This window comes from Clostridioides sp. LIBA-2809 (assembly GCF_056688965.1).
Window position 1 is genome coordinate 2926579 of the sequence record NZ_CP197004.1, and the last position, 13146, is coordinate 2939724.

General features: G+C 29.6%; 14 protein-coding genes. All 14 read right to left on the minus strand.

The genetic code is table 11. From position 1 onward, the window contains the following. Positions 1 to 369: 369 nt before the first annotated feature. The 14 genes from ACTG44_RS13890 to def all read right to left on the minus strand — a co-directional run bounded on the left by ACTG44_RS13890 (position 370) and on the right by def (position 13146). On the minus strand, positions 370 to 1026 hold the full coding sequence (locus tag ACTG44_RS13890) for a nitroreductase family protein (protein ID WP_021385448.1): 657 nt from the start codon (positions 1024 to 1026) through the stop codon (positions 370 to 372). Between the two features lie 54 nt (positions 1027 to 1080). Further along, complete coding sequence (locus ACTG44_RS13895; RefSeq protein WP_479920651.1) at positions 1081 to 1710, minus strand: HAD family hydrolase; 630 nt, start codon at positions 1708 to 1710, stop codon at positions 1081 to 1083. A gap of 132 nt (positions 1711 to 1842) precedes the next feature. Next, positions 1843 to 2484 carry a thiamine diphosphokinase gene (locus ACTG44_RS13900; protein ID WP_479919233.1) on the minus strand — a complete coding sequence of 214 codons (642 nt, stop codon included), beginning with the start codon at positions 2482 to 2484 and terminating at the stop codon, positions 1843 to 1845. Between the two features lie 8 nt (positions 2485 to 2492). Further along, positions 2493 to 3164 carry a ribulose-phosphate 3-epimerase gene (gene rpe / locus ACTG44_RS13905; RefSeq protein WP_021385379.1) on the minus strand — a complete coding sequence of 224 codons (672 nt, stop codon included), beginning with the start codon at positions 3162 to 3164 and terminating at the stop codon, positions 2493 to 2495. A 4-nt stretch (positions 3165 to 3168) separates the two neighbouring features. Next, positions 3169 to 4053, minus strand: coding sequence for a ribosome small subunit-dependent GTPase A (gene rsgA / locus ACTG44_RS13910; RefSeq protein WP_479917251.1), 885 nt, complete (start codon positions 4051 to 4053; stop codon positions 3169 to 3171). Positions 4054 to 4150: 97 nt separating this feature from the next. Further along, positions 4151 to 4888 (minus strand): elongation factor P 5-aminopentanone reductase, encoded by a 738-nt coding sequence (ymfI, locus tag ACTG44_RS13915; protein WP_021385575.1) that lies wholly within the window; start codon positions 4886 to 4888, stop codon positions 4151 to 4153. Between the two features lie 107 nt (positions 4889 to 4995). Beyond that, complete coding sequence (prkC, locus tag ACTG44_RS13920; protein ID WP_479920652.1) at positions 4996 to 7017, minus strand: PASTA domain-containing Ser/Thr kinase PrkC; 2022 nt, start codon at positions 7015 to 7017, stop codon at positions 4996 to 4998. Positions 7018 to 7033: 16 nt separating this feature from the next. After that, entirely contained in the window at positions 7034 to 7786 is a 753-nt protein-coding gene (locus ACTG44_RS13925; RefSeq protein ID WP_021385496.1) for a Stp1/IreP family PP2C-type Ser/Thr phosphatase, read from the minus strand. Positions 7787 to 7805: 19 nt separating this feature from the next. Continuing rightward, positions 7806 to 8837, minus strand: coding sequence for a dual-specificity RNA methyltransferase RlmN (gene rlmN / locus ACTG44_RS13930; RefSeq protein ID WP_021385364.1), 1032 nt, complete (start codon positions 8835 to 8837; stop codon positions 7806 to 7808). Between the two features lie 8 nt (positions 8838 to 8845). Further along, on the minus strand, positions 8846 to 10171 hold the full coding sequence (gene rsmB / locus ACTG44_RS13935; RefSeq protein ID WP_021385566.1) for a 16S rRNA (cytosine(967)-C(5))-methyltransferase RsmB: 1326 nt from the start codon (positions 10169 to 10171) through the stop codon (positions 8846 to 8848). Between the two features lie 61 nt (positions 10172 to 10232). Continuing rightward, the gene (locus ACTG44_RS13940) at positions 10233 to 10934 is read right to left on the minus strand and encodes a zinc metallopeptidase (RefSeq protein WP_021385405.1); all 702 of its coding nucleotides are present in this window, start codon (positions 10932 to 10934) and stop codon (positions 10233 to 10235) included. A 65-nt stretch (positions 10935 to 10999) separates the two neighbouring features. Next, on the minus strand, positions 11000 to 11752 hold the full coding sequence (locus tag ACTG44_RS13945; RefSeq protein ID WP_021385401.1) for a DUF116 domain-containing protein: 753 nt from the start codon (positions 11750 to 11752) through the stop codon (positions 11000 to 11002). 9 nt (positions 11753 to 11761) lie between these two features. Beyond that, positions 11762 to 12691, minus strand: a complete 930-nt coding sequence (gene fmt, locus ACTG44_RS13950) for a methionyl-tRNA formyltransferase (protein WP_479920653.1) — start codon at positions 12689 to 12691, stop codon at positions 11762 to 11764. Between the two features lie 14 nt (positions 12692 to 12705). Continuing rightward, positions 12706 to 13146 (minus strand): peptide deformylase, encoded by a 441-nt coding sequence (def, locus tag ACTG44_RS13955; RefSeq protein WP_021385382.1) that lies wholly within the window; start codon positions 13144 to 13146, stop codon positions 12706 to 12708.

Below are 13146 nucleotides of genomic sequence, written 5' to 3' on the forward strand. Positions count from 1 at the left end.
TCTTTACATCTATGATTATACAATATGATAGAAGTTTTTCCATTTTTTTATATATTTATAGCTTTTTATTTTAGTTATTTGTACTTAAATTCCCATTTTAAAGACCTCCCTCTAGTACAAGTTTAGTATTGTTTTATTTTGTTTATATACTTAATATTAAAGTTAAAAACTTAAGATATTATATATACTTTTCTAAAGATTTTCTAAAGATTTAAATATATTTAAAATTAATATGCACAAAAAAAGTAGCTCTTATTGTATCAATTAAATCAATGATTTGAAATATAATATTAATATCAATAGAATCTACTTTTTAATTTTTAACATATTTATTTTTACTTCAATTTACTTTTATAGAAATCATCATTTTTACTTTATAAATGTGCATATTTCTTCTACTGGCTTTTTAGATGGACTCTTTAGGTTATCTTCTGGTACTCCAAGAGCTAACATTGCTCCTAAAAAATACTCTCCCTTTTCAAATCCAGTTTCTGCTTCTAAAACATCTTCTATCTCATCTGCTGCATAGTTTTGACTTGTCAACCAACAAGAACCATATCCTAACTCAATTGCTGATAAGGTAAAGTTTTCAATTGCAGCACCTAAACTCTGCATACCTGGATTTCTTATAAACAACTTATCTATAGTCTCTTTAGGTGCATCTATAAGTTCTAATTCATAATATCCTGATGGATTATACACCTTTGTAAAAACTAATACTAAAACTGGGGCTTTTAAATAGAATAATGTAAAGTTTGGTACAAACTTTCTAAATCTATTAGCCTTTTCTGCTGATACTTTATCCATCTCTACAAGTATTTCTTGTTGTTTTTTAGTTATTACAGCTGCAATTTTTTCCATCAAATCACGTCGCTTTATAACTACAAAATGCCAATTTTGAATATTTTTTCCTGATGGAGCTGCTCCAGCTGCTTTTATCATTTTTAAAATATCCTCATCTGAAACATCTTGATTTTTAAACTTTCTTACACTTTGTCTTTTAAAAATAGTATCTTGTAATTCCATTTTTAAATCCCCCCATAACTTTTTTATTATTTTAATATAATCTCTAAACTCATCCTATTTTAATATATCATGTTCTAATAAATCTTTAAATGAGTCTATAGAATATTCATATCCATCTACATTCCCAAATCCATATTTTGCATATATAAAAGGTATACTTACAAACTTAGCACTATTTGCATCACCTTGCGTATCTCCAACATAAATTGGATTAATTAATTTATTTCTATCGATTATAAGTTTATTATTCTCACCTTTATGTAAGCCAGTATTTCCAGGGCATTCAAAATCTATAAAATACTGTTCTAACTTATGCGCTTTTAAAAAAGATTCTATATATCCAGCTTGGCAATTGCTTACTATAAATAATTTATACTTTTTAGATAGCAACTTAAGAGTATCTTCTATATCATCAAATAATTTAGCTCCATTTTCAGATAAATAGTCACATTCTTTTAAGGAACATTCATTCAATAAATTCATTCTTTCTTCTTCACTTAAAGTTGGAAATAAACGATTTGCTATTTCATCAAAAGAAAGACCCATGACGCTTCTAAACAACTCTCTTGTGACATTTAAGTCTATATCTTTATGCTTATTTAAAACATCCTGCCATACCTTGCATACTTCTTCAGTTGAATCCCATAAAGTTCCATCTAAATCAAAAATAATACTATCTACCACAAAAAAATCCCCCTTATGTCCAAAATTTATCATATATTTATAATTATATACTAAAAAGCAGATACAATCATAAATATATTTTACTTGATTGTATCTGCTTTGTAATATAAAATCAATTGCCAAAATAGACTTTTATAAATTTCTAACTACAAGTACACACCCTTGCTCTACTTTAATACTACAAGAATTACTCAACATAACATTTGACATTCCAATAGGTACAGAGTATTTCATATAATAGTTATCTAAAGGGTATTCTAAACCAGTAAGTGTTACACCTTTAGCATCTCCTTTTAGGGCTATTACAGAAATAGTATCACCTGCATTTCCATGTAAAGTAATTTCCTCATTCATAACTATATACATCTCTTCTTTATCAGAGAATATTCTAGAATATATACCATCTTCTTTTAGATAGTATAATAGATTTATATTGGTAATAGTATGGTCAATCCTTCCACCTAAAGCTCCAAAAAAATCAATATGATTTGCTTTAAGAGTTTTGGCTAAAAAAAGACAAAGCTCTGTATCAGTCTCATCTTTCTTAGATGGAAATTTTTCAAATTTAACACCTTGATTTCTGTAAAAATCTACCTTTCCTTCGTCTACTGAATCTAAGTCGCCTAATATATAATCTGGCATGATTTCCATTTTGTAGGCATGATTTGCCCCTCCATCTGCACATATTATACAGTCATAACATTCTTTAATTATAATATTTCTTGTAATTTCGTAATCTTCAATTTCACCATTTAAAATAATACATATTTTCATTCTTAAATTTAAACCAATTCTTCAAGAGAAGCATTCTTTCTAAATAAATTAACTGTTTCTTGAATGTCATCACTTCCAAATATTGCAGAACCTGCTACTATTACATTAGCCCCTGCCTGTACAACTTCAGCCACATTTTTAGGGCTTATACCACCATCAACTTCTATATCAATGTTTAATCCTTGATTATCTATAAGGGCTTTTAACTCTTTAATTTTATCTAAAACACAAGGTATAAATGATTGACCTCCAAATCCAGGATTAACAGACATTAATAATACCATATCTAAATCAGGTAGCACATGCTTAATAGTATCTATTGGTGTAGCTGGATTAAGCACTACACCTGCTTTTATTCCATATGATTTTATATTTTGTATAGTTCTATGTAGATGCACACAAGCTTCCTGATGAACTGTTATTATATCACATCCTGCTTTTACAAACTCTTCAATATACTGGTCTGGATTTTCTATCATAAGATGAGCATCAAATACCATATTTATATTTTCTTTTTTTAGGCTTTTAACTACAAGTGGACCTAATGTAATATTTGGTACAAAGTGTCCATCCATTACATCGATATGAAGATATTCACATCCTGCACTCTCTACCTTCTTTACATCCTCTAATAATTTTGCAAAATCTGCTGATAATATTGATGGTGCTAATTTAATCATGTTTCTAATACCTCCTACTGTTATTTTGTCTTATTTCATTTAGTAGCTGTATATAACTATCATATCTTTCTTTAGATATTTCTCCATTTGCAACAGCTTCTTTTATAGCACAATTGGGTTCATTTTCATGAATACATTTTGAACCAAACTTACAATCATTAAATTTATCAAATTCTATAAAATAATCTTTAAGCTCAACTTCTTCTATATCTTCAAGTGCAAGTGAACTAAATCCTGGTGTATCTGCAACCATTCCACCAAATTCCAACTTTAAAAGTTCTGCATGGCGAGTAGTGTGCTTTCCTCTTTTTATTTTATCACTTACCACTCCTGTTTGCAGTTTAAAGTTTTCATCTATTTCATTTAGCAAGCTTGATTTTCCAACTCCAGATGGTCCTGCAAATACTACAACATTTTCTTTTAATTCTTCTTTTACCTTCTCTATATTTAACTTAGTAATATTACTTACTGGGATGACCTTATATCCACTAAGTTCATATATATTTTTAACAGTTTCTAACGTATCATTATCATCTAAATCTGCTTTTGTAAGGATTATTACAGTTTCTAAATTTTCTTTTTCTGCCAAAACTATAAATCTATCTAAAAGAGACAAGTTTGGTTTAGGATTTTTTATTGCAAATACTATTAATGCCTTATCTACATTTGCTATAGGAGGTCTTATGAGTTCTGTATCTCTAATATCTATTTCTTCTAAGATACCTTTTTTTTCGTCTTCATCAACAACACTTATCTTCACTCTATCTCCAACTAAAGGTGTTATTTTTTTCTTTCTAAATATTCCTCTAGCTTTACATTCATAAAGACCATTGTCTGTATCTACATAATAAAATCCACTAATCCCCTTTATAATTTTTCCTTCTAGCATCAAATGCCTCCCTTTATAAAATTTATATAAACATATACTGTTTCTAAGCAGTATATCGTGTTATTGTTTCCTATTTTTATATAATACCACATTTTTTTTAAATAACAAATCCTCCGTTTGGACTAATTACTTGACCAGTGATAAAATTTGATTTATCCGATGCTAAGAAAATAGCACAATTTGCTATATCTTCTGGGGTTCCAAGCCTCATTAGAGGAGTTTCTTCTACAAGAACATTTATATCTTCTTTATTATATTCAGATAACATGTCAGTATCAATAACACCTGGAGCTATACTATTTACTCTAATATTTGATGGTCCAACTTCTTTAGCTAATGCCTTTGTCATACCTATTATACCTGCTTTTGTTATAGAGTAATGTACTTCACAAGAAGCACCTGATATTCCCCAAATCGAAGATATATTAATTATATTCCCTTTTTTTTCTGATATCATGTATTTTAAAGCAACTTGTGAACAATAAAAACTTCCTTTTAAGTTAATATTCATCATACTATCCCAGTCTTCATCAGTTATATCTGTAAATAACTTGTCTTGACTTATACCAGCATTATTTACGAGTACGTCCACCCCCCCAAATTCTTTTATGCAATAATCTATCATATTCTCTACATCTACTCTATTTGAAATATCTGCTTTAAATAGTTTTACAGAAAAATTTTTTTCACTTAATTTAGTATACAACTCTTTAGCTTCATTTTCTGACTTATTAAAGTTTATTAATACATTATATCCTTCTTTTGCAAAAGCTTCACACATAGCTTTACCAATACCTCTAGAGCCTCCTGTAATTAAAACTGTTTTATTTTCCATAAACTCTTTTCTCCTTTATTATAACCAATTCCATATTTTATACAAAACAAACTGCCCCTTTAAAGAAAATATTTTCCATAAAAGGACAGCTCTTATTTTGCTAACATTTATTCTGTTTTACCAATATTTCCGCCAGTTCCAGATGGAGTTTCTCCATTTCCTCCTGAGTTTGAGCCTCCTGGGTTATCTCCACTATTTCCTGAGTTTGAGCCTCCTGAATTATCTCCACTATTTCCTGAATTTGAACCTCCTGAATTATCTCCATTATCTCCTGAGTTACTACCGTTGTTTCCTGAGTTTCCTCCGCTATTTCCTGAGTTTGAACCTCCTGAATTACTACCGTTATTTCCTGAGTTTCCTCCACTGTTTCCTGAGTTTGAACCTCCTGAGTTACTGCCGTTATTTCCTGAGTTTGAACCAGGTGTTTTTGTATCATCATCATCAGGTGTTGTTGGTGTTTTGTCTGGTGTTGTTGGTGTCTGTGTATTTGATTTTTCTGAACCTTTACTCACATATAGGTTTATCTCATCGCCCTCTTGAACTCTTGATGAACTAGCTCCTGGACTTTGATTTAAAACTGTACCTTCTTTATATATTGAACTGTACTCATACTTAACTGTCCCCACTTTTAAGTTATTTTCCTCAATAAGTTGCTTTGCATTACTTAAAGTAAGCCCTACTACATTAGGAACAGAAGCCTGATTTGCACCTTTGCTTACAACAACATTTATAGTATCACCCTTCTTAATATTTGTGCTTCCTCCTTCAGGTGTCTGTGATATTATACAGTTTTCATCGACCTCACTACTATACTCTTCACTTTTTACACTTAAGGATAATCCTTCTTTTTCAACAGCACTTTGAGCTTCTTCCAAAGTCATGTTTACAAGATTAGGAACACTCAGAGACTTACTGCCAAACCCTCCTGCAAATAAAAATTTATATGCTAGGAATACTTGAGCACATAATATTACTATTAAAACAGCTGCAATTACTTTTAATCTTTTTCTAGACTTTGGACTTTCCTGTTTTTTCTTCTTTTTCTTAGCCCTCTTACTTGTAGTATTCTTAGGTTTCTGATTCTTTTTAGCTCTCATTATCTCTTCCTCATCTTCATCTTCTTCATCATCGTCTTCATAAAAATCATCATAGTAATCATCGTCTTCATCCAAATCAGCAACTTCAACAGGCTTAACTACTTTTTCGGGAGCTGGCTTTGCAAGTATTGGATTTACAACTTTATTAATTTCCTTTTCATCAATTTTCTTAGTTGCAAAATCATCATATTCTTTTATAAAATCTAAATCAATGTTTTTTTCTATATACTCGATATCTTCTATCAACTCTTCAGCAGTTTGGTATCTGTCTGCACTAGATTTTTCTGTAAGCTTTTTTATTGTAGTTCTTACACTTTGAGGAATTCTAACTTTTTCTTCTGATGTAAAATCTATATCATCATTAATGTGTTGAAGAGCTATAGAAATTGGACTATCTCCCCTAAATGGAACTTTTCCTATCAACATTTCATATAAAACTATACCTAAAGAATACAGGTCAGCATTATTAGTTACAAATTTACCTTTGGCTTGTTCTGGTGAAAAATAATGTACTGAACCGATTATACTACCAATATTGGTCATTGTTGAGTTTGAGACAGCTTTAGCTATACCAAAATCAGCTACTTTTACTACTCTTCCTTCATTAGATATGAGGATATTATGAGGTTTTATATCTCTATGTATAATCCCTTTTTTATGTGCAGCACTAAGTGCCATAGCTATCTGTTTTGTTATATCTAATGCAGTATATTCATCTAATATACCTTCATCTTGTATAATCTCTTTTAGATTCTTACCATCTACAAACTCCATTACAATGTAGTGAACTTTTCCATCTTCACCAACATCATAAACATTTACTATATTTGGATGAGAAAGACTAGCTACTGCCTCTGCCTCTCTTTTAAATTTTGTTAAAAATTCATCGTCATCTACAAATTCAGGTCTAAGTACCTTAAGTGCAACAGTCCTGTTTAATAACCTGTCTTTAGCCTCATATACAAAGGCCATACCTCCATCACCAATCTTTCTGATGATTTCATATCGATTTCCTAAAATTGTATCTCCCACAATATCACCGTCCTAATTATACTTTTATCACTATAACCGAAACATTATCTTTACCAGAAACATCATTGGCCATACTTATCAATTCTTCACTTATATTACTAATTCTCTCGTATTCATAATCTAATATTAAATCTCTTATATCTTCATCATCAATAAACCCAGTTAATCCATCTGTCGCAAGAAGTATTATATCACTTTTTTTAATTTCTTTCTTAAAAATATCTACAACAACCATATCATCTGTTCCAATTGCTCTAGTTATTCTATTCCTTTGTGGATGTCTTCTCGCCTCTTCTTCTGTAATAACATGAGCCATCATAAGTTCTTCAACCACGGAATGGTCTATAGTTATTTTATCAAATTTTTCATCTGTTAACAAATAACATCTGCTATCTCCAACATTTGCCACATATAAGACATTGTTATACACTATAGCTGTAACTAATGTAGTTCCCATTCCTTCAAACTCTATATCTTCCATAGATTTATTGTGCACAATTGAGTTTACATTATTATAAGCCTGTTTTAATATATCATCTATATAGTCTATTTTTACATTATCATGTTGTAATAAGTTTTCTTTTAGAAAATCAATTATATTTTCTACTGCTAATTTACTGGCGACCTCACCCTTTTTATGTCCGCCCATTCCATCAGCTATGGCAAATATTCCTATTGGACCATGTTCTGTATCTATAACTTCTCCCTCACAGTAGTCTTCATTGTTTTTTCTTATTTTACCTATATGGGAGGCACAACTATAAACCATACGACTTCCTCCTTACAAATTACTTGTATTTTCTTCTCAATTGACCACAAGCTCCACTAATATCAGAACCCATAGACATTCTAACTGTAGCAGGTATATTATTTTTCTCCAAACTATCCCTAAATTTATAAATAAATGCTTTATCAGGCTTTTCATATTCTCTTTCTTCGACTTTGTTTATTGGAATTAAATTTACATGGCAGAGCATACCTTTTAGGAGCTTAGCTAATGCCTTTGCTTCTTGTTCTGAGTCATTTACTCCTTTTATAAGAGAATATTCAAATGTGACCCTTCTATTTGTCTTTTTTATATAGTATCTACATGCATCCAATATTTCTTTAATAGAGTAAGCATTTGCTACAGGCATAATTTTTCGTCTTTCTTCATCATATGGAGAATGAAGTGATAAAGCTAAATTTATGGCTATTTTTAAATCTGCCAATTCATACATTTTAGGTACTATTCCACAAGTTGAAAGAGTTATGTGTCTATACCCTATATTAAGACCATTTTTTTCATTAATTATTTTTAAAAATTGTTTTGTATTTTCAAAATTATCAAGTGGTTCACCACTTCCCATCAATACAAGATTTGATACTCTCTTTCCAGTATCTTCTTGAATTTTAATAACTTGGTCTAAAATCTCCCATGGTTCTAAGTTTCTAATCAATCCATCCATTGTAGATGCACAGAAATTACATCCCATTCTACAACCCACTTGATTGGAAATACAGACAGTAACCCTACTATCATAATCCATCATCACAGTTTCTATTATATTTCCATCATCTAATAAAAACAAATATTTTTTTGTACTATCTACCTTAGACTCTAACTTTAATTCTATATCTATATGTCCTATACATGAAACTTCTTCTAATTTATTTCTCAAACTTTTTGGTATATTATTCATATCATCAAAAGTTTTTGCACCCTTATATATCCAAGCAAATATTTGACTTCCTCTAAAGGGCTTTTCATCTATAGTCTTCATAAATTCTTTAAGTTCATCTTCAGTAAAATTTTTTAATACTACCTTTTTCTTTTCCATTATCTTCACTACCTTATTCTCTTTAATTTTGCTATGAAAAAACCATCTATACCATGAATATTAGGATATATCTTTAAATACCCTTTGTCTTGATTATCCAAGTCTACATTTACTGTATCAATTGGAGTCAATTCAAAATTATTATTTTCTTCAATAAAAGAAGTAACTATATTTATATTTTCCATATCTTGAATTGTACATGTACTATATACTAAAGTTCCACCAATTTTAACATACTTTGATGCATTTTCTAAAATTTTCTTTTGTATAGAAGTAATATCTTTTAAGTCCTCTTCTTTCTTGTATTTAATTTCTGGCTTACGTCTTATTATACCAAGCCCAGAACAAGGAACATCTGCTAAAACATAATCAAATTCACTTATACTATTTTCATCAATTTCAGAAGCATCAAACTTTTCTACACAGACATTTTTAATGCCCAGTCTATTTACAGTAGCTTTTATAAGCTTTAATTTATGCTCAAAAATATCTCTAGCTATTACTTTACCAGTATTATTCATCAAAGTAGCTAGATGAGTAGATTTTCCACCAGGAGCACTACATACATCCAAAATAGACGAATCTTCTTTTGGGTTAATTACTTTCCCTACTATCATAGAACTTATATCTTGAATTGTAAATAAACCAGCTTTAAATAATTCATTATTTTCTATATTCTTCATTTTTTCGACTTTAATAGCTTCTTCTACCATAGGAACTTTTAAACATACAATACCCATTGCATTTAATTTTTCAATAAGTTCCTCTCTACTTATTTTAAGTGTATTGGTTCTTATATAAATACTCGGCTTTTCATCGTTTGCCTCCAATAAATCTTCAGTAAATTCTTGTCCAAAATTATCTATCCAATTTTTTATAATCCAAGAATTATAAGAATACTTTATAGATAAGTATTTTACACTATCTTCCTCAGTTATGTCCATTATAGTATCTTTACTTCTTATTTCATTTCTAAGAATAGCATTTATAAAACCAGAAGACTTTTTATCATATTTTTTAGATAATTTTACAGTTTCATTGACTGCTGCATAATCTGATATACTATCCAAAAATAAAATTTGATATGTTCCCATTCTTAAAAAGATTTTAACATAAGTTGACATTTTTTTTACTTTTATTTTTGAAAGTTTATTGATTATGTAATCTAAATAATACTTATTTTCTATTACACCATAGATTAACTCTGTTGCAAGTCCTCTATCCATATCACTTATTTCTAAGTTTTTAAAATGTTTATTTATTGCAATATTTGAGTAGTTATTATTTTTCTCTATATCACATAATACTTTAAATCCAATTTCTCTTGCATCCATATAAATTTCTCCCTTTTATTAAACATAAAAAAGGGTTGTTTCTAAACAACCCACTTTACTTTTAGTCATCTCTTCTTTGAGCTATTAGTAACAATCTAAGTAATTGAAGTATTGAAACCAATGCTGCTGCAACATATGTTAAAGCTGCTGCTGAAAGCACTTTTCTACTTTGTCTTGACTCACTCTCATCTATAATACCTAAATTTCCAAGTTGAACAATTGCTCTACTTGAAGCATTAAATTCTACAGGTAATGTTATTATCTGAAATAATACTGAAGCTGAAAACAATAGTATACCAATTTTTAAAAATGGACCAGCCATAATAAATCCTATAAATATTAAAAACCAAGATATACTTGATGCAAAATTTACTACTGGCACTAAGCTACTTCTTATTTGAAGAGGAGCATAACCTTTAGCATGTTGCATTGCATGACCACACTCATGTGCAGCTACTGCAACAGAAGTTATGGAAGTTCCATAATATACATCTTCTGATAATCTTACGACCTTTCTTCTTGGGTCATAGTGGTCACTTAAGTGTCCTCTAACCATTTCTATACTTACATCATACAGACCATTTGAATCAAGTACTCTTCTTGCTGTTTGTTCTCCAGTATATCCTCGACGTGTTCTTACTTTCAAATACTTATTTGTTGTTGAACTCACTTTAAATTGTGCATATGCAGTGAATAGTATAGCTGGAATTAATATAATCATCGTTGGGTCAAATCCCCAAAAACCGCCATATACAGGGTACATAAATAACACTCTCCTAAAATATATTTTTACACATCCTCTTAATATTCACATAGCTTAAAAACAGTTTAATTACAAGCTAATATATTTTTTCCTGTTAAAAAGTCTATAGCTTTTTCAATATCTACCATATCTACATTAGTATTTACACAGGGTCCGTTAGGTCTTTTGTTAAATACACCTAAAACAGGAATTTTTTTTATATCTTGTATTCCAGATGTTAAGTCTCTTTCACATGCAACAGCTATAACAGCTTTAGGTTTATTGTCTATTATAATCTTTCTAGCTAAAGTTCCTCCTGTAGCTACAAATATTTTTACTTTACTTCTTTTCTTCAACTTAGTCAATTCTCCTATATTGCATCTTCCACATTCTTTACAATTATCTATATCATTAGTAACTTTTAATTTACAACTATTCTCTTGAATACAATGAGGTATTAAAATTATTATATCCTCTGGATTAAAATTATATTTATTACTGTATATATATTCATTATTTAACTTTATATATATCCTTCTAATCTCACTTTTTGACATACCAAATGAGGATGCAATGAAAGATATAATGGGAAATAATCCACTGACAATCTTAAAGTTTATTTTCATTATATTTGAGTTAACATTTTTTCCTTTAATTACTCTATAAGTAACTGCTGTTGAAGATAGTATTATAAGTATTAGTGATATTATTATAACATTTATTGCTAAAGAAAATATTTGAGTTAAACTCATTATAAAAAAGTTTACAACTCCTATCAAAATCCCTAATATTAAAATTAAAATCCCAACACTTGTTAAATACTTCTTTATATCTGTCATACTTTTCACCTAACCCAATACTAAACCAGTTTCTATAGTATTCCCTTTTATATATTCACCAACCAACATTCTCTTTTTATTTGGCATCTGAATTTCTTCAATTAAAAGTACCTTATCTTTAGTACTTATTTTTATACCCTCTTTATTTACATCAATTATTGTACCTGCATCTTTTGTGCTTTCTTCATCTAACACTTTGGTTTTCCAAATTTTCATTGTAACACCATTGTAAGTAGTATAAGCACTTGGCCATGGGTTTACACCTCTAACTAAATTGTGTATTTCCATAGCATTTTTTGAAAAATCTATATTGCCTAATGATTTATTCATTATTGGAGCATAAGAAAATTCTTCATGATTTTGTACCTCTCTTGGTGCAGTTCCTTCTCCAATTAACTTTAATGTTTCTTTTAAAGTTTCTGCACCTATGTTCATCATTTTATCATGAAGTTCTCCTGCTGTTATATTATCATCAAGATTCACTTCTGTTTTTAATATCATATCTCCAGTATCTAAACCTTCGTCCATGTACATAGTTGTAACACCAGTCTTTTCTTCACCATTTATTATTACCCAATTTATAGGTGCCGCACCTCTATATTTTGGAAGTAAAGAAACATGGACATTTATACATCCAAGTTTAGGAATTTCTAATATGTCTTTTGGAAGTATCTGTCCAAAAGCTACAACCACTATTACATCTGGATTTAAAGATTTCATTGTCTCTATGAATTCTTCATCCCTAGCTTTGATTGGTTGATATACAGGTATATTATTTTCAATTGCAAGCTCTTTTACTGGACTCATGCCTAGTTTCTTACCTCTTCCTTTTGGTTTATCTGGCTGAGTTACAACACCTAATATATCATACTTCTCATCTATTATTTTTTGTAAACAAGGAACCGCTATATCAGGTGTCCCCATAAATACTATTTTCATTAAATCAACTCCTACTACTTTTCTATTCTATCAACAAATAGAATTCCATCTAAATGGTCTATCTCATGACAAAATGCTCTAGCTAAAAGTTCTTCTCCTTCTAACTCTATTGTTTCACCATTTCTATTTAAAGCTCTAACTTTTACATAATTTGGTCTTCGAACATCTCCACCCTCTCCAACAACACTTAAACATCCTTCCTCGTCTATTTGCTCTCCAGATGTTTCTATTATTTCAGGATTTATAAGTTCTATAAGTTCTTCTCCGATATCTATTACTACTACTCTTTTTAAAATTCCAACTTGAGGTGCAGCTAATCCAACACCATCTGCATCATACATAGTTTCTGCCATATCATCTAATAATTGTATTATTTTTTCATCAATTTTTTCAACCTTTTTTGATTTTTTTCTTAATACTGGTTCTCCTATTTGAACTATCTGTCTTAAAGCCAT

Excerpts from the sequence above, each read along its gene's own strand:
- ACTG44_RS13900 (WP_479919233.1), bottom strand. The coding sequence starts at position 2,484 with ATGAAAATATGTATTATTTTAAATGGTGAAATTGAAGATTACGAAATT.
- ACTG44_RS13925 (WP_021385496.1), bottom strand. The coding sequence starts at position 7,786 with ATGGTTTATAGTTGTGCCTCCCATATAGGTAAAATAAGAAAAAACAAT.
- rsgA (WP_479917251.1), bottom strand. The coding sequence starts at position 4,053 with ATGCTAGAAGGAAAAATTATAAAGGGGATTAGTGGATTTTATTATGTA.
- rlmN (WP_021385364.1), bottom strand. The coding sequence starts at position 8,837 with ATGGAAAAGAAAAAGGTAGTATTAAAAAATTTTACTGAAGATGAACTT.
- ACTG44_RS13890 (WP_021385448.1), bottom strand. The coding sequence starts at position 1,026 with ATGGAATTACAAGATACTATTTTTAAAAGACAAAGTGTAAGAAAGTTT.
- ACTG44_RS13945 (WP_021385401.1), bottom strand. The coding sequence starts at position 11,752 with ATGACAGATATAAAGAAGTATTTAACAAGTGTTGGGATTTTAATTTTA.
- def (WP_021385382.1), bottom strand. The coding sequence starts at position 13,146 with ATGGCTTTAAGACAGATAGTTCAAATAGGAGAACCAGTATTAAGAAAA.
- rsmB (WP_021385566.1), bottom strand. The coding sequence starts at position 10,171 with ATGGATGCAAGAGAAATTGGATTTAAAGTATTATGTGATATAGAGAAA.
- ACTG44_RS13940 (WP_021385405.1), bottom strand. The coding sequence starts at position 10,934 with ATGTACCCTGTATATGGCGGTTTTTGGGGATTTGACCCAACGATGATT.
- ymfI (WP_021385575.1), bottom strand. The coding sequence starts at position 4,888 with ATGGAAAATAAAACAGTTTTAATTACAGGAGGCTCTAGAGGTATTGGT.
- fmt (WP_479920653.1), bottom strand. The coding sequence starts at position 12,691 with ATGAAAATAGTATTTATGGGGACACCTGATATAGCGGTTCCTTGTTTA.
- rpe (WP_021385379.1), bottom strand. The coding sequence starts at position 3,164 with ATGATTAAATTAGCACCATCAATATTATCAGCAGATTTTGCAAAATTA.